The organism is Snodgrassella sp. CFCC 13594 (genome assembly GCF_001590725.1).
GTDB lineage: Bacteria > Pseudomonadota > Gammaproteobacteria > Burkholderiales > Neisseriaceae > Snodgrassella.
The window spans coordinates 75411-99293 of sequence record NZ_LQXR01000001.1; the positions used below are offsets into that span (position 1 = coordinate 75411).

Below are 23883 nucleotides of genomic sequence, written 5' to 3' on the forward strand. Positions count from 1 at the left end.
GTTGCCTGAATATTGGCCAATTGAAGGCGTACTAAATCAATGTGGCGGTCGCTTGGGCTGGATCGGTTGCGCGGGCAGCCTGCGCATCATCTACGGACAATCCTAGCGCTTTGGCCACGCCAATACCATAGGCTGGATCGCAAGCGAAACAATTGCGAATGTGCCGATATTTGATGAAGTCTGGAGCATCGCCCATTGCACGCGCGGTGTTGTCAAACAAAACTTGTTGCTGAGCGACATCCATTAATTGAAACAAAGCGCGTGGTTGGCTGAAGTAATCAGCGTCATCGGCACGAAAATCCCAGAAAGCGGCATCACCTGTGATTTTTAAAGGAGGTTCTTGGTAGGTTGGTTGTTGTTGCCATTGACCAAAGCTGTTGGGTTCATAATGGGGCAGGCTGCCATAATTGTCATCAACACGGCCCTGGCCGTCGCGATGATTACTGTGTACAGGGCAGCGAGCCGCATTCACCGGGATCTGATGGAAATTGACACCTAAGCGGTAGCGTTGGGCGTCAGCATAGTTAAACAACCGAGCTTGCAACATTTTATCGGGAGATACGCTGATTCCTGGCACCAAGTTACTGGGTGCAAATGCCGATTGCTCAACATCACGGAAGAAATTTTCGGGGTTACGGTTTAACTCGAATTCACCTACTTCTATCATCGGGTAATCGGCATGCGGCCATACTTTGGTCAAATCAAAGGGATGGTAAGGTACTTTTTCTGCATCGGTTTCCGGCATTATTTGTATAAATAAGGTCCATTTTGGGAAATCGCCTTTTTCAATGGCGTCATATAAGTCGCGCTGGTGACTTTCACGATCTTGGCCAATGAGTGATTCAGCTTCGGCATCGGTAAGATTTTTAATGCCTTGCTGGGTTTTAAAGTGAAATTTAACCCAAAAGCGCTCATTTTGTGCATTGATGAAACTGTATGTATGCGAACCAAAGCCATGCATATGCCGATAGCTGGCTGGGATGCCGCGATCCGACATGACCACAGTGACTTGATGCAAAGCTTCTGGTAACAGAGTCCAGAAATCCCAATTATAGGTGGCACTGCGCATATTGGTGCGCGGGTCGCGTTTGACTGCTTTGTTGAGGTCTGGGAACTTGCGTGGGTCACGCATGAAAAAAACAGGCGTGTTGTTGCCCACCATGTCCCAATTACCTTCTTCTGTATAGAATTTCAATGCAAAACCACGAATGTCGCGTTCAGCATCGGCAGCGCCACGCTCTCCAGCTACAGTGGTGAATCGTGCGAACATTTCGGTTTTTTTGCCAACATGGCTGAATATTTTGGCTCGAGTATAACGGGTTATGTCGTGGGTAACGGTAAAGGTACCAAAAGCCCCAGAGCCTTTGGCATGCATGCGCCGCTCAGGGATGACCTCACGTACAAAGTTGGCCAGCTTCTCATTGAGCCATACGTCTTGGGCCAGTAAAGGGCCACGAGGGCCAGCGGTTAAGCTGTTCTGGTTGTCGACTACTGGCGCGCCCGCTTCAGTGGTAAGGTGGGTAACAGGACAGGTTTTCGGGGTTTGGCTCATGGTTTGCTCCTTATTAATCAAAGATATAATGATTACAGCAGTCATTTCTCATTTAGCTGCCTGAAAACATTATAAAGATTTAAAAAAATATTAATATAAACAATCAATTGTATTTTTCTATTTTTATTATTTTAAAAATTAATTAACTAAAATAAGATTATTGTAAATAACAATAAAATGATAAAGGAATGATTCACATGAATAGCGTATCTTTGCCATTGACCGCCAAAGCTGGCATGCCCAAACGCTTTCAACAGCCGTGGGTTGTAGTCAGCGAAGATTTAGATGACATGCACCATGTGAATAATGTGTGCTATTTGCAGCGGTTACAAGATGTGGCTGTGGCGCATTGGTTAGCGGTGACCACACCTGCATTGCGGGCTGCGTATGTGTGGGTGGCACGCCGCCATGTGTTGGATTATTTGGTGCCGGCTTTCTTAGGGGACGATTTGTGGGTGGAGACCCAAGTTAGCCGTTGCCATGGTGCGGTGTGTTCTCGAGATTATCGCGTCACGCGTAGTGGCGATGGAAAAACTGTTTTGGTGGCACAAACTGAATGGTGTCTGCTGGATAAACAGTCGCTGCGGCCCAAGCGCATACCGGAAAGCATTGTCAATTTATTTTTTCAGGCAAGCCTGATTCAGGTTGATGATTAACGGTTTGGTGCGGGTGATAGGGATGATGCCGCGCAATGCATTGGTGAGTAGCCAAGCTTCAGCAAGTTGAAGATCACGCCAATGCAAAGCCGTTTGGTGGATACGGGGGGTTGACAGCCATCTATTTGGATCGACCAGCACGGCTTGGCGCATCACGCCATTGAGCAGTGGGTGCTGGAGCGAAGGGGTGTGCCATTCGCCGTTGAGCAGTACGAATACGTTGCTGCGTCCGCCTTCCAATAAATAGCCTTGCTGATCAAACAACAGCGTATCGAAAGCATCCTCTTGCTGTGCACCATGCCATGCAGCATCATAGAGTCGCCGTGAGGTGGTTTTGTGGCGGGCAAGAAAAGAAGCCTCAATACAGTTATCTGGGTGAAGTAATACGGTTTGTTCTTTGGATAGCTCAGTCAAGCGGGAAAATTCGTGCTGCCAGCAACCATTTGCATCTAAGATGATTTTCAGGCGGTACGATTCTTTTTTGGGTACCGATGACACGGCTGCTTGAACATAATCGTGTATGGCAGCAGCGTCGGTTGTGATGCCCAATGAACGGGCCGATTGTGTGAGGCGCAGGATGTGTGCCGGTAATAAAGCACAGTGGCCGTTATCTACCCGCATTGTTTCAATCAGATCAAAGACAGGGGGCAGACTGGTAAGAAAATGGCTCTTCCATTGGCATTCTGTGTATTCTTCTTCGGCGCGACTATCGGCAACTATGCCGGAGCCCACGCCCATCTCACCATCATAACCTTCTTGCTGCGGCGTTAATTGTAAAGTGCGGATGGCGACATTAAGCCAGCCTTGGCAGCGGGGTTCACCTTTGGCCGGCATCAAGTGGCCGATGCTGCCGGTGTATAAGCCGCGTGGGCTGGTTTCCAGCGCATCGATGAGTTGCATGCTTATGCGTTTGGGCGCACCGGTAATGGAGCCACAGGGGAAGGTAGCACGTAATATGGCTGCCAGTGTGGTGTTTGGACGTAATTGTGCAGATATGGTGCTGGTCATTTGCCACACTTGACCGTGTGCGCGTACAGCAAATGCCTCCGGTACTTCAACTGAGCCAGTTTTGGCGATTTTGCCCAGATCATTGCGCAATAAATCCACAATCATCACATTTTCTGCACGGTTCTTGGCATCGTTTTGCAATGTCTGTGCGCGTTCGTCATTATCGTCATCGACTGCAATGGGGGCCGTGCCTTTCATGGGTTGGGTATGGATACCACCTTGACCATCTAGGCAGAGAAATAATTCGGGTGAAAAGCACAAAATCCACTGCGTCTCTGCTGAGTGTGGTAAGCAGCAGAGCATGCCATAGGGCACAGGTTGGCGTTGACGCAGCCGTTGATATAAGGTGCAAGGATGGCCATAGGCAGTAAAGTGTAAGCGGGTGGTGTAGTTGATTTGATAGGTGTCACCACAGGCAATGGCTGCCTGAATTCGTTCAATGGCCTCGATGTATTGCTTTTTCTCAATGTTGTTGCGGATGTTGGCCACGCCTGCTGGTTGACCATCCCCTTGTTGGCGTAGCCAATCTTGTGCTGCTTCTGGCAACAATAATTGTTTTTCCTGAAACCAATATAGGTGTAGGACGCCTTCATTTGTATTCTGATTGCAGAGTTTTTGCCACTCATGGCCAGTGGCATAAGGCAACACCAATAAAGCATGCCAACCTTGTTGCCAGCCTTGATGCAACGTTGCATCCAATTCATCGATATGTCGCGCCAATAGGGTATTTTGGGATTGCCATTGTGTGAGCAAAACGGCGTGGCTGGCGTTGGCATCATCCAATAATGCGAAATAAGAGTTGCCTGGGTCTATTGGGTGAGTGGGCATGGCTGTGGTGTTGGGTGGTGAACATGGCAGGTATTATGCCCCAATAGTTCGACTCCGTTGAATGCAAGTAGATGCGGTGCATGAATGTATCGTCATTTGTCATGCTGAAACAGTCAAAAAGCGTTAAAATAATCATCTTATAAATTAATCAATCGAGCGGTTGCTGCATGCCGACGTGGGTGTGGTGCTGTTTACTTTTAATATCTTAACAATAAGAAAGGATGCACATGAACGAGCATCAGATTGAGCCTTATGAGCCCATTCACGTGGATGAAGAAGACAAAGAAGGCAAACTGAAGGTGTTTGAGAAAAGCGTTCTGGAACACCAAGGTAGCAAATCTGGTGAGGATTCTTCTTCTGCACCTTTGCCAGAGAGCTACCCTTATAAGACGCGCATGCGGCGAAATGTTTATGAAAAAGAGAAATTGAACCTGCAGATTGAACTTTTAAAAGTACAAAGCTGGGTGAAGGAAAGCGGTCAAAAAATTGTTTCATTGTTTGAAGGGCGTGATGCGGCAGGTAAGGGCGGTACCATCAAACGGTTTATGGAACATTTAAATCCGCGCGGTTCGCGAGTGGTGGCTTTAGAAAAACCTTCTGAAACCGAACGTGGACAATGGTATTTTCAACGGTATATTGAACGTTTGCCTACAGCAGGCGAAATGGTATTTTTTGATCGTTCTTGGTATAACCGTGCAGGTGTAGAACGGGTAATGGGATTTTGCGAACCGCATGAGTATTTACAATTTATGCGTCAAACACCCGAACTTGAACGCATGCTGGTGAATAGCGGCATTCATTTATTTAAATTTTGGTTTTCGGTGAGCAGAGAAGAGCAGTTACGTCGGTTTATTTCACGCCGTGACGATCCCCTGAAACATTGGAAACTATCACCGGTGGACATTCAATCTTTAGACCGCTGGGATGATTATACAGCTGCTAAGAATGATATGTTTTTCCACACCCATACTGGGGACGCACCGTGGACCATCATTAAATCGGATGACAAAAAACGGGCGCGTTTGAATTGTATTCGTTATTTCCTGCACCAATTGGATTATCCGGGCAAAAACGTCAAAGCGATTGGGCCGGTGGATGATTTGATTGTACGTGTGCCACAAACTCAGTTTAAAGGCAATTATGAAAGTATTGCTGATTGATGGGTGCTCATGCTGGTGATTTGTGCCCGCTTCGGCGGGCATTTTGCTGGGTGCTGTCTTCGAGTAGCGCTGCGAGGTTTACCGATCATCGATGAAATACATGGTCAGCTACAACAGCATCGCCTTTCTCTTTCTTGTTATGAATAGTGGCAGAATTCGAAATCTTGCTCTAAACTGTGTTCAATAATGGTGCGATGCGCAAAAATAACACGTAACTACCAGTTCATGAATAAGTTATTTATGTTGCGATGCACAAATTAAGGTTAATATTCAATTTAACTTTATCAATAATGAACAAAGGAAAATAGAGGCATGACAACCGAAAAACGCATGATTAAAAAATACCCCAATCGCCGTTTATACGATACGGCTATTAGTGCTATATCACGATTGCCGACGTGAAGCAAATGGTATTGGATTGCACGCCTATTGAGGTCATTGATGCCAAAACAGGAGAGAATTTAACGCGGCAGATTTTGTTGCAAATATTGCTGGAAGAAGAAGCCAGTGGGGCGCCTTTGTTCAGTGATGACATGATATGCCAATTCATTCGCTTGTATGGCCAAGCGTCGCAATCTTTTTTGGTGCCTTTCCTTGAGCAAAACATGCAAGTGTTCCAAAACTGGCAGCAGCGTATGCAAGATCAGGCGCAAGGCAATATGCCATGGCTTAATTCATTCGGTTTGGGCGTTAATCCCGTGTTTGCCGAGTGGCAGCAGCAATTGCAGCAACAGTCACTACAGTTTTGGCAAAGCATGGGCATGATTCACCCCCATAAAAAATCCGATACCTTATAGCTGATGATGACCAAACTCAGGCTGCCTGAACAATCTAGGCGGCCTTTATTGATGTGGACATTTGGTAAAGGTTGGCATTTGAAGCGTGATGGCAAGTTTTTGGATGCGGATTTGTTACACCGGTGTTTTCCATCAATCATAAAAATAAAATCCCAGTAAATGGGCTTATCCGTTAAAATAAGCGGTTATTTTGGCAGGCGGTGCTGTTGTTAAGGCTGCCTGAAAGACAAAAACACAGATTGAATTTCACTGCATGAAAAATATCCGCAATTTTTCCATTATTGCCCACATTGACCATGGCAAATCAACCTTAGCTGATCGGTTCATCCAGTTTTGTGGCGGTTTGGATAACCGTGAAATGAGTGCACAAGTACTCGATTCGATGGACATCGAAAAAGAGCGTGGCATTACCATTAAGGCTCAAACCGCGGCTTTGCATTACAAAGCCCGTGATGGCCAAACATACTTGCTCAATTTGATTGATACCCCGGGGCACGTCGATTTTTCTTATGAAGTTTCGCGATCATTATCAGCATGTGAAGGCGCGCTCTTGGTGGTGGATGCATCTCAAGGTGTGGAAGCGCAAACGGTGGCCAATTGTTATACCGCCATTGATTTGGGTGTTGAAGTGATTCCAGTACTCAATAAAATTGATTTGCCAGCGGCAGAACCAGAACGGGTAATGCAGGAAATTGAAGACATTATCGGTATCGAAGCTGTTGATGCTGTGCGCGCTTCGGCCAAAAGCGGAATGGGTATTGAAGATGTGCTGGAAGACATTGTACAGAAAGTACCGGCCCCAAAGGGTGATGAAGATGCGCCCTTGAAAGCGCTGATCATCGATTCGTGGTTTGATAATTATGTGGGCGTCGTCATGCTGGTGCGGGTGACAGATGGCCGTTTGAATTTAAAAGACAAAGTGCGGTTTATGGCCACCAAGGCAGAAACGTTGGTGGAGCAACTGGGAATATTCACACCCAAGTCAGTTAGCAAAACTTGTTTGTCAGCTGGAGAAGTGGGCTTTTTGATTACCGGCATTAAAGAATTGGGTTCGGCCAAAGTGGGCGACACCATCACCACGGTAAAAGATGCTGCGACTGAACCGCTGCCTGGTTTTAAAGAAGTACAGCCACAGGTATTTGCTGGTTTGTATCCGGTGGAAAGCCATGATTATGAAGGCCTGCGCGATGCCTTAGAAAAGCTCCAGCTTAATGACGCAGCATTAAAATATGAGCCTGAAGTATCCCAGGCTTTGGGCTTCGGCTTCCGGTGTGGCTTTTTGGGTTTATTGCATTTGGAAATTGTGCAAGAACGCTTAGAGCGCGAATTCGACATGGACCTCATTACCACCGCGCCTACCGTGGTGTATGAAGTGTTGCTCAAAAATGGTGAGCGCATTGAGGTGGAAAATCCCTCAAAATTGCCCGAAATTGCCAGCATTGAGACCATCTTTGAACCCATTATTACCGCCACTATTTTGGTCCCTCAAGAATACGTGGGGGCGGTGATGACCTTGTGCAACCAAAAACGCGGCATGCAGCAAAATATGCAATACATGGGTCGCCAAGTGATGTTGACCTATGATTTGCCCATGAATGAAGTGGTGATGGATTTTTTTGACAAGCTTAAATCTACTTCTCGCGGCTATGCTTCGTTGGATTATCATTTCAAGGAATTCTTGGCAGCCGATTTGGTGAAGCTCGATATTATGGTTAATGGTGAAAAAGTGGATGCCTTGAGCTTGATTGTACATCGGGTTAATTCTATTTTCCGTGGCCGCGAGTTGGTGGCTAAAATGCGCGAACTGATCCCGCGGCAAATGTTTGATATTGCCGTTCAGGCAGCCATTGGTGGAAAAATCATTGCGCGCGAAAACGTGAAGGCTTTGCGCAAAAATGTGTTGGCTAAGTGTTATGGTGGCGACATCACGCGCAAGAAAAAACTTTTGGAAAAACAAAAAGCCGGCAAACGCCGCATGAAACAAGTGGGTAATGTGGAAATTCCGCAATCTGCGTTTCTGGCCATTTTGCAGGTGGGAGACAAATAATGTCGATGACAATTATTGCTGCCGTGGTGGTGGCTTTGGTAGTGGGTGCGGTGTTGTTTGCGATGAGCAGCAAGCACCGTCAGGAAAATGGCGAATGGAGCAATACCTTACAATGGGGTTATTTGCTGATGATGGTAGGCATTTTCGGCTTACTATCAATGGCCATGAGCTTTACCGCAGTGCTGTTGATTTTTGTGGTATTCACTGGGGTAGTGTGGTTTTGGCACAAACGCGTGCTCAAGAGCAAGCAAGAAAAATTGGATGACAACCACTTTACCGATTACATGAGTGGTTTTTTTCCCATTATCTTGGTGGTTTTTGTGTTGCGTACATTTGTGGCAGAGCCGTTTCAAATTCCATCGAGTTCGATGCGCCCCGGGCTGGCTGTGGGCGATTTTATTTTAGTGAATAAGTTTGCCTACGGTATTCGCTTGCCTATCGTAAATACGGTTTTGGTGCCCACAGGAAAAGTGGAACGTGGTGATGTGGTGGTATTCAATTATCCTGAAAATACCAAAGTGAACTACATCAAGCGCGTGGTGGGTTTGCCGGGAGACACGGTTACTTATAAAGACAAAGTACTCAGCATCAATGGTCAAAAAATCACCGATGTAGATGATCACAAAGTGTATAGCTACACAGAAAATGTGCCACAAATGGGTCCAGTGAACATTGAAGCTCAACAATTGAGCGAAACACTGGGTCAAAAGAAGTTTGATATTCTGGTCATGCCTCAGCAACCAGCGGTTTTGGTGCAAGGCGTGCGCCTGATTTTCCAGATCGTGACCAGTGTACATATTATCCAGATGGCAGTGGCTTCAGCTGCAAAGTACCGACTGGGCGCTACTTTATGATGGGTGATAACCGCGATAACAGCGAAGACAGTCGCTATTGGGGTTTTGTGGACGATCAACTGATGGTAGGCAAGGCCTTTTTGGTGTGGTTGAATTTGGGACAAATGAATCGCGTGGGTACTCATATTCAGTAAAGAGATTGATTATTTAAGTGCCTGCAGGTTGCTTCCTGTGGGTTTTAACTCAGCCTCAACACCTTTGGCGGTTTGATTGTATTTCAAGCCGCCAAAAGTCTTCAGGCTGCCTGAAGAGGAAATAGTATGACTATCGTAGACAATCGGCATCAGCAAGCCATGGAGCGCATTCAAAAAGCGTTTGATTATGTGTTTCAGCAGCCTACTTTGTTGGTACGAGCCTTAACACACCGCAGCTTTTCGGCAGAAAATAATGAGCGTTTTGAATTTGTGGGTGATTCAATTTTGAATTACAGCGTAGCCAAGATGTTGTTTGTGGCTTTTCCTACATTGACAGAAGGTGAACTATCAAGACTGCGGGCGAATTTGGTCAACCAAGATACCTTGGCCGAGATTGCCACAGAATTACACGTGAGTGAAGCTTTGTTGTTGGGGCCGGGGGAGCTTAAAAGTGGTGGCTACCGCCGTCCATCTATTATGGCGGATGCTATGGAAGCGATGTTTGCGGCCATCAGCTTTGATGCCGATTTCAATACTGCTGAAAAAGTGGTGTGTCATTTGTATGCTGGGCGCATTCAGCACATTAACCCGAAAGACAATGGCAAGGATGCCAAAACACGGTTGCAGGAAGCCTTGCAGGCGCGTCATTGGGCTTTGCCCAAGTACCGCATCATTGATCAGATTGGTGAAATCCATGAGCAACAATTTGTGGTGCAGTGTGATTTGGGTGAGCTGGGTTTTCAAACCGAAGCCGCTGGGCATAGCCGCCGCGAGGCCGAACAGCAAACCGCACAAACCGCTTTGGTGTGGTTGGATGAGCACCATCCTTTGCATAAAGGACGCAAGAAATGACCGATTTGTCATTGGCAAAACCCGATTATCGTTGTGGCTTTGTGGCCATAGTGGGGCGGCCCAATGTGGGGAAATCCACGTTGATGAACCATTTAATCGGCCAGAAAATCAGCATTACCAGCAAAAAGGCGCAAACCACTCGACACAAGGTAAATGGCATCTATACTGATGATGAGGCGCAGTTGGTGTTTGTGGATACGCCGGGCTTCCAGACGCATCATCGCAATGCGCTGAATGATCGCCTTAACCAAAACGTCACTGAAGCGGTGGCTGGGGTTGATGTGGTGGTGATGGTGGTGGAGGCGCTGCGCTTTGCTGATGCCGATCGAGAGGTGTTGCAGCAATTGCCGAAGCGGGTACCGGTGGTGTTGGTGGTGAATAAAATTGACAAAGATAAGGCCAAAGATGCCGTGGTTTTGCAGCATTTTATTGAGGGTGTGCAGCAGGAATACGGTTTTGCGGCTGTTGAGGTCGTGAGTGCCAAGCATGGCTTGCGTATTGCCAATCTGATTCATTTGCTCAAACCCATGTTGCCTGAAGGCATTCCTTTGTATCCGGAAGACATGGTAACCGATAAATCCAGTCGCTTTTTGGCCATGGAAATCGTGCGCGAAAAATTGTTTCGCTATTTGGGTGAGGAATTGCCTTACGCGATGAATGTGGAAGTAGAACAGTTTGAAGAAGAAGAAGGCTTGTATCGCATTTACATTGCTGTATTGGTGGATAAAGATAGTCAAAAAGGCATTCTGATTGGGAAAGGCGGCGACAAATTGAAAAAAATTTCCACAGAAGCACGCCTAGATATGGAAGCGTTATTTGGTACCAAAGTATTTTTGAAAGTTTGGGTCAAAGTTAAATCTGGTTGGGCCGACGATATTCGCTTCTTGCGAGAACTGGGGTTGTAATCAAATTGGCAGACAATGGCCGATCTGGGTTTTGATGGTGGTGGCCATGTTTTAATGCGTGTGCTGACCTTGGTTGCGGTTAACCCGTATTAGGTCTGGGGAATGATTACTCTTGAAGTAACATGTGATGATTGATACAAAACAGGCTGCCTGAAAGCGTTCAGGCAGCCTGTTTTTAGGATAAGTCAGTTGGCATGAATTAATCTTGTTCCAATGGTACCACTGGGGTATGGCCACTGCCCGTTTCTTTCACAAAGCAGGTCAGCACCAAAGCCAGAATTAATATTCCTAAAAACACCACCCATGCTTGCTGGAATACGGGCAAGCTCAATCCAGCTCCTCCAGCCAAGCGGTGAATCAATAGTCCCATGACATTGGTCATCAGTGCGCTGAATACAAACACAATGAAGTTAATGACGCCAGTCGCAGTACCTTTTACGTAATCCGGATTGACTTCTTTAATTACGGTATAAGGAATCATGGCAGCACCAGAAGCCATGCCGAAGATCAGCCCCAAAACATAATGTTGGGTATTGCTCAATTGCATTGCTGTTATGGCATAGCCACTCACCATCATTACCACCAGCGCCGCGAAAATAATGGGTTTGCGGCGGCCGATGAAATCAGACAAATAACCCAAAATAGGACAACCGATGACCCAACCTAAAGGGATCATGGCCACGCGCAAGGCCACTTGATCATGAGGTACGTTTAAGCCTTGTTCGAGAAATTGAGTGCCCCAAACAAAATCGCCGATATTGGTGGGCGCGAACATGAATGCCGCAATCAAGGCACATAAATATGATTGTGGATTTTTCAAGACCACCACATAAGGCGCCGTCAAATTAGACCAATCCACTTTGCCTTCGCGCGTGCGCGGCGTGACTGCCAAAGCCGCCATGAAGACCAAGGCCAAGCCGGCTGCAGATACAAACCAGAATGTTTGCCATGTAAGCCATTGCTGATTGATGACAGGGGATACTACTGCTTGGCCCATGAAGCCGCCCATCATCCCAAAGCATTGAGTTACACCCACGGCGGAGGCTAGCCATTCCTTGGGAAAACCTCGGGTAGCCAAAAAAACCGCACTGGTGAACGCCAAGCCCGAGCCGGCTCCTTGCAGCAAACGGCCAACATAGGCACCAAAAACATAGCCAGAACCAAACAGCAAACAGCCCACTGCTACCAGAATGATGCCCAGCGGTGCCACCAAGCGCGGGCCAATGCGATCCAGCAAGATGCCCGAAACCAGTGAAAAAATGGCGTAGCTGTAAAAATAAACGCCGATAATAGAAGCCACTTGGGTGTTATCCAGGGATAATGCTTGACCAATATCGGTCATCATGATGCTCGGTGCTGAACGTAAAGCATATTGAATGAAATAGAAAAACGAACAAATAAGCCAAGAAACCACAAAAATCACATTCAGTTTACCGGCTTGGGTGGGTGATGAAGGCATAATAGGCTCCATGTGTGTTGTGTTGAATGCGTTAATATCACATAAATGAAAACATGCAAAGCCAATCATGCGCAATGGTTTTTCATATGCGAAATTATATATGTTTTTAGTGAATAATTGCTTTGTGGCATGTCAATAAAAAAACATTTCAAACGAATAGGGTCATTTGGTTTGATAAAATGTTGTGATGTGAATGTCATGATGATTTGATCGGGGCATGTATAGCGATAGAGTCTTTAGTGACTCCTTAATTGTATTGAGTGAGGCTGTAAATGTTGGAAAACATCATTCCATTTGTGCATAGTGTGCTGGGTCATGCTATTGGGTCAGGCGATACCGTGGTGGATGGCACGGCGGGGAATGGCCATGACACGGTATTTTTGGCGCGATGCGTTGGCGATGAGGGGCGGGTGCTGGCTTTTGATGTGCAAGCGGTAGCTCTGGCGGCTACTTCAGAACGCTTGCTCGCCCATGGTTTAGATAAACAGGTGCAACTGATTCATGATGGCCATGAGCACTTGGCTGCCTATGCACCAACGACCATTCAAGCCGCTTTGTTTAACTTCGGATACCGGCCCGGTGGGGAGAAAACAGCCACCACCCGTGCAGAAACCAGTTTGATCGCATTACGCACCGCTCTGTCTTTACTCAAATCCGGCGGCATGATGGCCGCGGTATTGTATCCAGGACACCCAGAAGGTCAACGAGAAGCGGCTGCTATTGTGGATTGGGCTGCCACTTTGCCACAGCAGCAAGTCGCGGTATTGCGTTATGGATTTATTAATCGTGTAAACGCGCCTCCTTTTGCGATGATAATTGAGAAATATTGATACCAAAGCAAATTCAGCTGGCCATTTCCTGTTGCCTGAAAAATAAGCAGACGGGCCTGTGCATTGATCAGTCATCCACTCTGCTCAGGGGGACTGGAGACATCGGAATTTTTGCCGATGGTTGCTATGCGCATATGAAGTGGTCAAAAAAACACCGCCAGTGCAGGACACAGGCGGTGTGGTGAGTATTTCAGTAAAAAAGCGGCTTATTCGGCGTGATCCTCAGTAGCTTTATGTTCTTCAGCTGGTTTTTCCAATAAGGCTTTGATTGACAAACGCACGCGGCCACGATCATCTACTTCTAGAGCTTTCACCTTCACTTCTTGGCCGATTTTGAGATAATCGCTGACATTTTTCACGCGTTCATGCGCGATCTGGCTGATGTGCACTAAGCCATCTTTGCCAGGCATCACTGACACAATGGCGCCCACGTTATTATCCAAAATTTTCAATACAGTGCCGTCATACACTTTACCCACTTCTACTTCGGCAGTGATTTGTTCAATACGTTGTTTGGCTGCTTCGCCAGCTTCTGCGGTCGTGGCAGCAATGGTGATGGTGCCATCTTCCGCAATATTGATTTCTGTACCAGTTTCGGCGGTGAGGCTGCGAATGGTTTCGCCACCTTTGCCAATCACATCACGGATTTTGTCCTGATTGATCTTCATGGTATACAGGCGTGGCGCATGAGCCGACAACTCTTGTGGCCCTTCCACGGCTTCTTTCATTTGACCCAAAATGTGCAAGCGCGCTTCTTTGGCCTGTGCCAAAGCAATTTGCATGATTTCTTTGGTAATACCTTGGATTTTAATGTCCATCTGCAAAGCGGTTACACCAGTGGTGGTGCCAGCTACTTTGAAGTCCATGTCACCCAAGTGGTCTTCATCACCTAAAATGTCGGTTAAGACCGCGAATTTGCCCCCATCCAAAATCAAGCCCATGGCGATACCAGCAACGTGTGCTTTCAACGGTACCCCAGCATTCAATAAACTTAAGCAGCCTGCGCATACAGAAGCCATGGATGAAGAGCCATTGGATTCGGTGATTTCAGACACCACACGCATGGTGTAGCTGAAGTCTTCAGGTGTTGGTAACACAGCCAACAGTGCACGTTTGGCTAAGCGACCATGACCGATTTCACGGCGTTTGGGGGCGCCCATGCGGCCTACTTCACCAGTAGAATAGGGAGGGAAGTTGTAATGCAACATAAAGCGATCGGTATATTCACCGCTCAAAGCATCAATGATTTGCTCATCGCGCTGGGTGCCCAAGGTGGCCGTAGCCAAAGATTGGGTTTCACCGCGGGTGAACAAGGCCGAACCGTGTGTGCGAGGCAAAACGCCAGTTTGGATATTAATCGGACGGACAGTGCGGGTGTCGCGGCCATCAATACGCGGTTGACCATCCAAGATTTGCCCACGAACCACTTCTTTTTCCAAGTCTTTGAAAATGCCTTTGATTTGGTTGGCGGTGATGGTGTCGGTACTTTCATTAATCAATTCAGCCGCTACGGCAGACCATGCCTCATCTAATTTCGCTGTGCGCGCTTGTTTTTGTTTGATTTTAAATGCAGCGTCAATGTGTTCGCCTGCCAAAGCACGTACTTTGCTCACCAAATCGTTATTGGTTTCGGGTGCTGCCCATTCCCAAATCGCAGGATTTACTTCATCGGCCAACTCATTGATGGCGGTGATGGCTGCTTGCAATTGATCGTGGCCAAATACCACTGCGCCCAACATCACGTCTTCAGGCAACACGTCTGCTTCGGATTCCACCATCAATACCGCTTTGTTGGTACCAGCCACTACCAAATCCAAACGGGATTCAGTTAATTGGGCTTTGGTGGGGTTCAGCACGTATTGGTCATTTACATAGCCCACTCGTGCGGCACCAATGGGGCCCGCAAATGGGACACCAGACAGCACCAGTGCCGCAGATGCACCCAGCATCGCCGGAATATCAGAATCAATTTCTGGGTCAACAGAAACCACCATAGCCACAATTTGAATGTCGTTGAAAAAACCTTCTGGGAACAGCGGACGAATCGGGCGATCGATTAAGCGGCTGGTGAGGATTTCTTTTTCGCTTTGTTTGCCTTCGCGCTTGAAGAAGCCTCCCGGGATTTTCCCTGCGGCATAGGTGCGTTCCAAATAATCCACAGTCAAAGGGAAAAAGTCTTGGCCGGGTTTGACATCCTTGGCAGCGGTAACGGCCACCAAAACCACGGTGTCGCCCATGGAGACTTTCACCGCACCGGCAGCTTGGCGTGCAATTTCACCTGTTTCGAAAGTGACGGTTTGGTCGCCATATTGGAAGGTTTTCACGTGCTTGTTAAACATGGTTTTCCTTAAAAAACAATCATAAGGAGTCATGTCTGCTAAAACACTAATGATGCACACGCAAAGCTCAGAATGTGCATGGTTAGGGTTCCAGACAGTTCATGACACCCAACAGAGTGGCTGCAGCACCCGAGTCAGGTTTCAGGCAGCCGATTAAGCGTGTGATTTTAACATAAAAAGACATCAAAAATTTGTTGCACTGCAATAATCGGTGTCATTACATGCTAAAATAAATTTCATTATTGATATCGAATTGAGCTACTGATTTGCAGTGCAAGCGAGTGGCTGAAATGAGAGGAAAAAATGGCCGAATTGGAATTCAAAAAACCCACAGACAGCGACGTCCATTTATCTGTGGTGATGCATCCGGAAGACACCAATGCAGCAGGCAATATCTTCGGCGGCAAAATTTTGGCGTTGATGGATCAGGCTGCCTATGCTTGCGCTTGTAAGCATGCGCGCTCTTCTACCGTTACAGCATCTATTAATACGGTAAATTTCCGTACCCCTATTTATGTGGGGGATTTGGTGACCATCAAAGCGAGGGTGAATTATGTTGGCAAAACTTCGATGATGGTGGGTATTCGGGTAGAAGCCGAAAACCTGATTACAGGGGAAGTTCGCCACAGCAATTCCAGCTATTTTACGATGGTGGCCAAAGGCGAGGATGGTAAAACCAAGCCGGTACCCGGTTTGATTTTGGAAAGCAGCAATCAAGTGCGCCGATTTGTTCGTTCATATAAGCGCAAAATGGAACAGCAAGAAAGCATGAAAAATTTTCAGGCCGAAAGCTTTCACTTGAGTAAAGATCATTTGGATTGGTGCAAACAGCAAAACGTATTGGTGGACGATAAATTATATGAACAGGCTGAAAGTTAGTCATCCAATTCATACCAAGCTTGCGCTCTTGAATGTAAGACAGGCTGCCTGAAAAGCGGTTATTTTTTGATTAAAAAAGCCGTTTTTGATGGGCATGTAGCCAAAATAATTGACTATCCTAGTAAGTTGGGTAGAGCCTGCGTAAAATAGTAGGGTTCATAACCAATGTTTGAGAGGACAGCATGAAAATCATCAATGTAGCTTTGCGGTGTATTCCTGAAAAGCAGCATGAATATGAGGCTTTTATTGCTCAATTGGTGGCTGGTTCACGTGCCGAATCAGGAAATTTGGCTTATGACCATTTTAAAAAATTGGGCAGTGAACATGAATACGCCATTATTGAACACTGGCGTGACCAAGCTGCAGTGGATTTCCACAATCAGACGCCCCATTTCCAAACATTTTTGGCCGAAATTGGGCCTTATTTGGCTTCTGAGCCGGAAATCATTCGGGTGGATTACGAGCCAGCTTGATGATGAGCAAAGCGATAATATAAAAACGCAGCTTAAGCTGCCGTTTTTATATATGTCGTTAGTGTGTTTGTGCCAAGGTAACTAATGCACGCGCAAAAATGCTGCTGATCAGCGTTTTTCTTGTCTGCGAATCAGGTAAATGGCCAAGAGCAAAAATAGCAGTGTCGGCAGAAAGGCCGACAGCCAAGTGGGTACGCCATAAAGCTGGCTGGTAAAACCAAACAAGCGCCCAGCAAAATGGAAAGCCAGCCCCAAACAAATACCGAAAAATAGTTTTAAGCCCATGTTGCCATGACGGCTTTGTTGTGGCGTGAACGCCAATGCCACCAACGCCATAACCAGACATGCCAACGGGTAGGCCAGTTTGCGCCACCATGCCAATTCATAACGCGTGGTTTGCTGGTGGTTTTCCTTCAGGTGTTGGACATACGTATGCAATGCCCATACTGACATTTGTTCTGGTTCTACCAGCAGTACATTTAATAGTTGTTGATTGATGGCTACTGGCCAGTCTTGCTGCGCTTTTTGGTGAACCGTCGTATTTTGAGCGTGCAGCTCGGTGGCAACCACGTTATGCAGATGCCAAACGGCAGGAGCATCCGCCGTTACATGCGGATCCACTTTGGCTGATGCGGCATGAAGGGTGCTGGTGAGTTGGAATGCGGGATTATGTCGATAGATGGTGATGCCATGCAAACTGCCATCAGGCAACATCTCAGCCACATTGATGATGTCATTGTCTTGCTTAATCCAAATTCCGCTGTTACCGCCAGCGCTGATGCTGTTTTCGGTGGCATTCAGCTTGAATCGCTCAGCTTGTTGTCCCACTGTGGGCACAATCCATTCACCCAGCAGCACTGTTAATAGCGCAAATATGGCACCAAATTGCAGTAACATGGTCATGATACTAGCCAAACTGATGCCACTGGTTTTGATGACGGTTAATTCGCTGTTGGCTGCCATTTGGCTCAAGGCAATAAGCCCCCCAACCAATACTGCTAAAGGCATTAGTTCATAAGCGTGTGCAGGTAACAGCATTAATACATATTGGGTCATTTTGGTGGCTGTATAGCCGCCTTCACCCACGTCGCTGATCTCAGACATAATGTCAAAAAACAGATACAAGCTGAGCAGTGCCACCAAGGCGTATACCGTAGCCACGCTGGCTTGACGAATCACATAGCGATTGAGTATGCGCATCATCGCTCCTTCGTGCCAAAGAAGGCAGATTTTAAAGCAGGCCAGAAAGTCTGTGCTGGTTGCGATCGCAAACGGAGCAGTAACCAAAATACACCCAGCATCCCAATGTGCATGGGCAAAAAGCCAAGCAAAAATGGAATTTTTCCCGATTCTATGCCATCACGTAAAAAAGTTAAGCCATTTTGGTAAATTAAAAACAACGCGATGGCGAAGAGAATATTGTAGGTTTGACCACTGCGAGGGTTGTAATAAGACAAAGGCAAAGCCAATAAACTCAAGATAATCACGCTGATCGGCAGGGATAGGCGCCACATTAACTCAGCTCGGTATTCAGGATCAGGATTGGCGAATAAAGTTTGGGTCGGCAAGGTGTGTCGATTTTGCTTGGGGTCAATAATTTCAGTATTCACGCTCACTACCAAAGTCATCTGTTTAAATGCAGCGCGGTCATAATCTGCTTGACCCGGTATGCCGCTGTATCGGTAGCCGTTTTGTAATGTTAGGGTTCGCTTGCCACCATCTTGTTTAAATTGCCCTGTTTCAGCAAATACGACACTTTCGCGATTTTTTTCGTCTTTTTCTCGGACAAACAAGCGCTTGGCTACGCCTGTATCTGCATCAAAACTTTCCACGAAATACACGCGCGGTTGGCTCTTGCCAATTTCACGGAATACCCCAGGTTCGATCAGCGATAATTCTTGTTGTTGTTTGAGCACCTCGGCAAATTCGCGGCTGCGCAGCTCAGCCCATGGTTGTATCCACATGGAAACCACGGCCACCAATAACGCAAACGGAACAGCACACTGCAAAATGGGTTTGATCCACTGATGCAACGCCAATCCGCTGGATAACCACACCACCATTTCGCTGTTGCGCCAATAACGAGTCAGTACCGTTAGCGAGCTGATGAAAGCGGTGAGAATCAGTAAAACTGGGGTGAGGCTGATGGTCCAAAAGCCTACCAAAGCAGTCACCGCATCAATGGCCACACTGCCGCTGGCGGCTCGGCCCAGCAAGTTAATGGCTTGGGTGGCCACCAGTACCACTAACAGCAACACAAACACACCGGCAGCAGTGACGGAGAGTTCTTTGATGAATTGACGTTGATAAATCATAAAAGACTTTGGTAAATACACATGCGCCGTTCGTTCAGGCAGTCAGTTGCGTTACAATCAAGGTTTGTAACTGACCGCGTTTGCATGAGCGCCAGCACATCTGGAGAGAAAGCATGAAATTTAGCATAAAAGCACAACAATTGCAGCCTTCGCAGGCATCTGCAACTTTGTGGGTGTGTGCCGAAGAGGTACCGCAACATCAGGATAATGAGGGTGGTTTACCCGCGGCTTTATACCAGCAGGCTGGTGCAGAAGAAAAATCCTTTTTGGTTGCACGCCACTTGCACCATGGCGTGTGGATTTATACGGCCATTGCCAAGTTGGTGGATGTTGATTATAGCGCTGTTGAAAAAGTGGCGCGCGAAGTGGCTAAGTGGGCGGTTCAGCAACCTCATGTGGCTGTGGATTTAAATTGTCTGAACACAACCCAAGCGCAGGTTTGGGTAGAAGCTTTTGTGGTGGCATTGGCCGATGCTGCATATCAATATGACGCATTGAAACAAGATACTCATTCTGTTGTTCTAGAGGATATGGTTTTTTATACAGAAGAAAAGTCGCTGCTTCAAAGCGCCTTGTCAGTGGGTGAAGCCATGGCTTATGGCATGACTCTATGCAAGGATTTGGGTAATGCTCCGGGCAATGTGTGCACCCCGAAATTCCTTGCTGAGCAAGCGCAGAAAGCAGCCCAAGCAGCTGGTGCAGAAGCGCGCATTATGGATGCTGAGGCCATACAAAAAATGGGTATGGGGTCATTCTGGTCGGTTGCGAAGGGTAGTGATGCCGGTGCGTATTTCATCGAACTCCGATATAACGGCGCCCCAACTGCGGATGAAGCCCCGGTGGTGTTGGTGGGCAAGGGCATTACTTTCGATTCTGGAGGCATTTCACTTAAGCCCGGTGCCAACATGGATGAAATGAAATTTGACATGTGTGGTGCTGCTTCGGTTATAGGCACTTTATGTGCGGCAGCCAAATTAGAATTGCCTTTGAATGTGGTGGCCTTGGTGCCTACTTGCGAAAACATGCCATCGGGCAATGCCAATAAGCCCGGTGATGTGGTGAAATCCATGAAAGGGTTGAGCATCGAAATTTTGAATACCGATGCTGAAGGGCGTTTGATTTTATGCGATGCACTTACCTATGCTGAGCGGTTTAATCCCAGAGCAGTGATTGATGTGGCCACGCTAACGGGGGCATGCATTATTGCTTTAGGTCATGTGGCCAGCGGTGTATTGGGGAATGAACAAAGCTTGATTGACGATTTGCAAGCAGCCTCCAAACAGGTCAATGACAAAATTTGGCCATTGCCTTTGTTTGACGAATACAAAGATCAGCTCAAATCCAATTTTGCCGATCTGCAAAACATTGGTGGCCGCCCCGCCGGCACCATTACTGCTGCAGCATTTTTGTCTTATTTTGCCGAAAAATATGCATGGGCTCATTTGGATATTGCGGGTACCGCTTGGGTATCTGGTAAAGAAAAAGGGGCAACAGGTCGCCCGGTACCGTTATTGTTGCAGTATTTACGCAATTTAGCGGCATAGTTGTCCATGGCTAAAACCACATTTTATACGCATGTGGCAAATCCTTTGCCATTTGCCTGCCGTTTAGCACTTAAGGCATGGCGTAGCGGTGCGCGGCTGTTGGTGTGGTTGGATGATGAAACTGCGTTGGGTTACTTCGATGGCTTGTTATGGTCTTTTGAATCCACCAGTTTTGTGCCCCATAGCATATGGTTGCCTGAACGTGCGCCTCAGCCTGATGTCAGCGAAGGCGTACTCTTGGCTGCTGGGGATGGCCTGCCTACATTGACTGCGGATACAGTGGTGTTGAATTTGGCTGACGCGTATTGGTGTACAGCGCCCAAGCCGCCCCAAAGGGTATTGGAGTTGGTGAGTGCGGATTTGGATGAGTTGGCGGCCGCACGGGCGCGTTTTCGAGCATACCGCCAAGCTGGTTTTGAAATTGAGCACCACAATATGCAAGCAAGCCCATCATCTATACACAATTGATACATCAGCAAGCAGAAAAACCTGCGTATTATTGCATTCAGGCAGCCTAAAAAAACCGACAGAAAACTGTCGGTTTTTGATGATCTAATGCTTGAGTGGTTTTAGTGTGCCAATAGTTTCTTTACCACACGTACCAGTGGCGTGTCGGCAATGGGGTTGCCTATCAGGTTCTGTACGGCTTGATTGTCGAGTACGCAGTAAAGTGGGCGAGTGGCTGGTGCAGCCAACTCAGCTGTGGTGATGGGCTCGATGCTGACGCTTTGATACCGTGGGTCAATGCTGGCTGCGGTATTTAAAATGGTACGCGCAAATTCGCACCAATTGGTTTGTTGATGGCCTGTGAAATGGTAAATGCCACGAGGGGCTTTGCTCATAGAGGCGAATTGAATTAAAGCTTCAGCTAAATCACCAGCATAAGTGGGGCAACCGATTTGATCCTGCACCATGGGAATATTTGATTTCTCTAAGCCCAAGCGCAAAACTGACTTCACAAAATTATGACCATATTCGCTGTATATCCAAGAAGAGCGCAAAATGATGGTGTCCACATGAGCATTAAGAGCCAGTAATTCACCGGCCAGTTTGCTTTTGCCGTAGGTATTGATGGGGTTGGGTACGCTACACTCTGTAATAGGCGCGTGCTGTGTACCATCAAAAACCTGATCCGTAGATAAGTGGATAAAGCGGGCACCTTGTGCTTTGGCGGCCAGAGCAAGATTTAAGGTGCCAGTGGCGTTTACTGCAAATGCTTGTTGCGCATGGGCTTCGGCTTTGTCAACTAAGGTATAGCCTGCGGTATTGATAATGACATCCGGTTCAAAGGTTTTAACCATGCTTAAAACATTGTGCCCATCGGTAATATCTAATGTTTTGGAATCACTGGCAATTAATTCCCAGTCTTCTGGCAGCCGATCTTTTAAACATTGTCCAACCTGACCTTTTGAGCCGGTTAATAAAATGCGCATGGTTATGCCCTTTGTTGATTATTGTTAAGATGATTCATCTTAGCGCTTTTGCCTTTAGACGTCCAGATTTCAGCTGTTGTGGCGTAAGGTCCATTTGATGTCATTTCCCATCTGGTCGACGCTGGTTGTGTGCCACCTATTTTGCGTGAGTGATTGCGCGTTTTCAGGTAACCTAAATGCCTCTTGGGCTGTGCTACCAAGCCATTTAGGTGCTTGGTATAACACCACTTCATCAACCCATCCGCCTTGCAACAGTGCACCATTCAATGTATGGCCTGCTTCCACCAAAATTTCACCCATGCCGCGTTGGGCCAAAAGCGGCCACAATTGATTCAAATCAATATGTCCTTGTGCATTAGCATCAACCACAAGCACATCTACGTGAGGATGGTCTAAATAAGGTTGATGGCTGAAAGCGTTGGTGACAGTGGTGGCTAGGATGGTTGGGCTGGCGCTGTCTTGAATGACATGACTGTGAAGCGGGGTGCGCAATTGGCTATCCAAAATAATTCGTGTGGGCTGCCGTAAAACGTTGAATAGTCGTACATTTAAGCGCGGATTATCCGTAAAAACAGTACCGCTGCCGGTCAATACGGCGCAGCTTTCAGCACGCAAATACTGTACATCTTGACGTGCTGCCTCGCCTGTAATCCATTGGCTACGACCATCACTGAGTGCGGTTTTGCCATCTGCGCTGGTTGCTGTCTTTAAGCGAATAAATGGCTGCTGTCTTTCCATTCGTGATAAAAAACCGCGGTTCAATTCCCGCGCTTGGGTCGCACACAATCCGACCGTAACATCAACACCGGCTGCCTGAAGTAAGGCCACGCCACGGCCAGCCACCAATGGATTGGGGTCAGTCATGGCGACCACCACCCGTTTGATGCCAGCTTTCGTCAAGGCCAATGCGCATGGCCCAGTGCGGCCTGTGTGACTGCAGGGCTCTAGGGTGACATAGGCTGTTGCATTTCGGGCCAAATTGCCAGCTTGGTTTAGGGCATGGATCTCGGCGTGCGGGCCTCCAGCCATAATGTGGTAACCCTGGCCCACGATTTCTTCACCCCGCACAATGACGCAGCCCACGCGTGGATTCGGGCTGGTGGAAAATCGCCCTTGCCAAGCAAGATGGAGCGCCGTTTCCATGTAATGTCGATCAATATCGCAGTTGGTGTTGGGATTCACAATGGGCCTTATTGTCTTAAGTTGAATTTTGTGGTCATGTTTTTGCCGTACTGACTATATCCAATATCCAGTTTTTTATAAACCGTAATCATATAAATAATGTGTGCATGGATTGCGTCAGTGTCATATAGTTGAGATGGATTTAAAGCATCAATGTAATCAGGGTACTTATTCTTATATTTATAATCTATTTTCTTTTCGATCAACATGAAAAGAGTGAATAGAAAATTGATTCAAATCACAAAATTTTCGGAGTAGGGTTAAGGTGTGTATATTTAAAATCAGTTAGTTGATTGATTATGTATGGAATGATTTTTGGAGAAAAGGATTCCAGAATGTGCCTTTCACAAAAGGTTTACATAATGCGCCATTAATAAATTTTTTTCATTGACTGTAAGTAAATATAGTCAACAATATGATTGTTCAATTTCACGTCAATCGCGATCAGTATGATGGCGCTCTATGAAAATTTGCATCATCTGAAGCTCATTGTTGCACATTGAGGGAGTGTCTAAGCTGGCTTCAATGTGATCAGCAGCTTGTGTATGTTTGGTCCGTGAATAAATATCTCAACTTATTGGTTTTTTAGATATTTCAATTAAAAATCAAAAAAAAGCTGCCTTAAATGATGTTAAC

General features: G+C 46.9%; 18 protein-coding genes and 2 pseudogenes. 12 read left to right on the plus strand and 8 right to left on the minus strand.

Going from position 1 to position 23883, the window contains the following annotated elements; translation table 11 throughout:
* Nucleotides 1-31: 31 nt before the first annotated feature.
* Entirely contained in the window at nt 32-1552 is a 1521-nt protein-coding gene (locus tag A2F46_RS00340; RefSeq protein ID WP_066565856.1) for a catalase, read from the minus strand.
* Nucleotides 1553-1749: 197 nt separating this feature from the next.
* Here A2F46_RS00340 and A2F46_RS00345 point away from each other — a divergent pair, with 197 nt between their 5' ends.
* Nucleotides 1750-2208 carry a thioesterase family protein gene (locus A2F46_RS00345; RefSeq protein ID WP_197457498.1) on the plus strand — a complete coding sequence of 153 codons (459 nt, stop codon included), beginning with the start codon at nt 1750-1752 and terminating at the stop codon, nt 2206-2208.
* Here A2F46_RS00345 and A2F46_RS00350 read toward each other — a convergent pair.
* Entirely contained in the window at nt 2170-4044 is a 1875-nt protein-coding gene (locus A2F46_RS00350; protein WP_066565475.1) for a bifunctional chorismate-binding protein/class IV aminotransferase, read from the minus strand. The genes A2F46_RS00345 and A2F46_RS00350 overlap by 39 nt on opposite strands.
* Nucleotides 4045-4271: 227 nt before the next feature.
* On the opposite strand from A2F46_RS00350, the gene ppk2 reads away from it, so the two are divergent.
* The 6 genes and pseudogenes from ppk2 (at nt 4272) to era (ending at nt 10793) form a co-directional block, all read left to right on the plus strand.
* The gene (gene ppk2 / locus A2F46_RS00355; protein WP_066565477.1) at nt 4272-5204 is read left to right on the plus strand and encodes a polyphosphate kinase 2; all 933 of its coding nucleotides are present in this window, start codon (nt 4272-4274) and stop codon (nt 5202-5204) included.
* Between the two features lie 389 nt (nt 5205-5593).
* Nucleotides 5594-6001, plus strand: a complete 408-nt coding sequence (locus A2F46_RS00360; RefSeq protein ID WP_231867671.1) for a polyhydroxyalkanoate synthesis regulator DNA-binding domain-containing protein — start codon at nt 5594-5596, stop codon at nt 5999-6001.
* A gap of 253 nt (nt 6002-6254) precedes the next feature.
* On the plus strand, nt 6255-8048 hold the full coding sequence (gene lepA, locus A2F46_RS00365) for a translation elongation factor 4 (RefSeq protein ID WP_066565479.1): 1794 nt from the start codon (nt 6255-6257) through the stop codon (nt 8046-8048).
* A pseudogene (lepB, locus tag A2F46_RS00370) lies at nt 8048-9036 on the plus strand (signal peptidase I). The gene lepA and the pseudogene lepB overlap by 1 nt, the downstream one beginning before the upstream one ends.
* A gap of 126 nt (nt 9037-9162) precedes the next feature.
* Nucleotides 9163-9888 carry a ribonuclease III gene (rnc, locus tag A2F46_RS00375; protein ID WP_066565481.1) on the plus strand — a complete coding sequence of 242 codons (726 nt, stop codon included), beginning with the start codon at nt 9163-9165 and terminating at the stop codon, nt 9886-9888.
* Complete coding sequence (gene era / locus A2F46_RS00380) at nt 9885-10793, plus strand: GTPase Era (RefSeq protein WP_066565482.1); 909 nt, start codon at nt 9885-9887, stop codon at nt 10791-10793. The genes rnc and era overlap by 4 nt, the downstream gene beginning before the upstream one ends.
* Before the next feature lie 199 nt (nt 10794-10992).
* Here era and A2F46_RS00385 read toward each other — a convergent pair whose 3' ends face one another.
* On the minus strand, nt 10993-12252 hold the full coding sequence (locus A2F46_RS00385) for an MFS transporter (protein ID WP_197457501.1): 1260 nt from the start codon (nt 12250-12252) through the stop codon (nt 10993-10995).
* A 272-nt stretch (nt 12253-12524) separates the two neighbouring features.
* Here A2F46_RS00385 and A2F46_RS00390 point away from each other — a divergent pair, with 272 nt between their 5' ends.
* Complete coding sequence (locus A2F46_RS00390) at nt 12525-13082, plus strand: class I SAM-dependent methyltransferase (protein WP_066565484.1); 558 nt, start codon at nt 12525-12527, stop codon at nt 13080-13082.
* A 206-nt stretch (nt 13083-13288) separates the two neighbouring features.
* Here the strand turns inward: A2F46_RS00390 and pnp are convergent, their stop codons facing one another.
* Nucleotides 13289-15421 carry a polyribonucleotide nucleotidyltransferase gene (pnp, locus tag A2F46_RS00395; protein WP_066565486.1) on the minus strand — a complete coding sequence of 711 codons (2133 nt, stop codon included), beginning with the start codon at nt 15419-15421 and terminating at the stop codon, nt 13289-13291.
* Nucleotides 15422-15724: 303 nt separating this feature from the next.
* On the opposite strand from pnp, the pseudogene A2F46_RS00400 reads away from it, so the two are divergent.
* Nucleotides 15725-16171, plus strand: a pseudogene (locus tag A2F46_RS00400) (acyl-CoA thioesterase); the annotation flags it as partial.
* A 311-nt stretch (nt 16172-16482) separates the two neighbouring features.
* Nucleotides 16483-16773 carry a putative quinol monooxygenase gene (locus A2F46_RS00405; RefSeq protein ID WP_066565490.1) on the plus strand — a complete coding sequence of 97 codons (291 nt, stop codon included), beginning with the start codon at nt 16483-16485 and terminating at the stop codon, nt 16771-16773.
* A 108-nt stretch (nt 16774-16881) separates the two neighbouring features.
* Here A2F46_RS00405 and lptG read toward each other — a convergent pair whose 3' ends face one another.
* Nucleotides 16882-17973, minus strand: coding sequence for an LPS export ABC transporter permease LptG (gene lptG / locus A2F46_RS00410; protein ID WP_066565492.1), 1092 nt, complete (start codon nt 17971-17973; stop codon nt 16882-16884).
* Nucleotides 17973-19088, minus strand: coding sequence for an LPS export ABC transporter permease LptF (gene lptF / locus A2F46_RS00415; protein ID WP_066565494.1), 1116 nt, complete (start codon nt 19086-19088; stop codon nt 17973-17975). Before lptF ends, lptG begins: the two co-directional genes overlap by 1 nt.
* A gap of 113 nt (nt 19089-19201) precedes the next feature.
* Here lptF and A2F46_RS00420 point away from each other — a divergent pair, with 113 nt between their 5' ends.
* Both A2F46_RS00420 and A2F46_RS00425 read left to right on the plus strand, forming a co-directional pair.
* Nucleotides 19202-20632, plus strand: a complete 1431-nt coding sequence (locus tag A2F46_RS00420; protein WP_066565498.1) for a leucyl aminopeptidase — start codon at nt 19202-19204, stop codon at nt 20630-20632.
* A 6-nt stretch (nt 20633-20638) separates the two neighbouring features.
* Entirely contained in the window at nt 20639-21100 is a 462-nt protein-coding gene (locus A2F46_RS00425; RefSeq protein ID WP_066565500.1) for a DNA polymerase III subunit chi, read from the plus strand.
* A gap of 101 nt (nt 21101-21201) precedes the next feature.
* On the opposite strand, the gene rfbD is transcribed toward A2F46_RS00425, so the two are convergent.
* Both rfbD and ribD read right to left on the minus strand, forming a co-directional pair.
* Nucleotides 21202-22065, minus strand: a complete 864-nt coding sequence (gene rfbD / locus A2F46_RS00430; protein WP_066565502.1) for a dTDP-4-dehydrorhamnose reductase — start codon at nt 22063-22065, stop codon at nt 21202-21204.
* Between the two features lie 69 nt (nt 22066-22134).
* Nucleotides 22135-23208, minus strand: coding sequence for a bifunctional diaminohydroxyphosphoribosylaminopyrimidine deaminase/5-amino-6-(5-phosphoribosylamino)uracil reductase RibD (gene ribD / locus A2F46_RS00435; RefSeq protein WP_066565504.1), 1074 nt, complete (start codon nt 23206-23208; stop codon nt 22135-22137).
* Nucleotides 23209-23883: the final 675 nt, after the last annotated feature.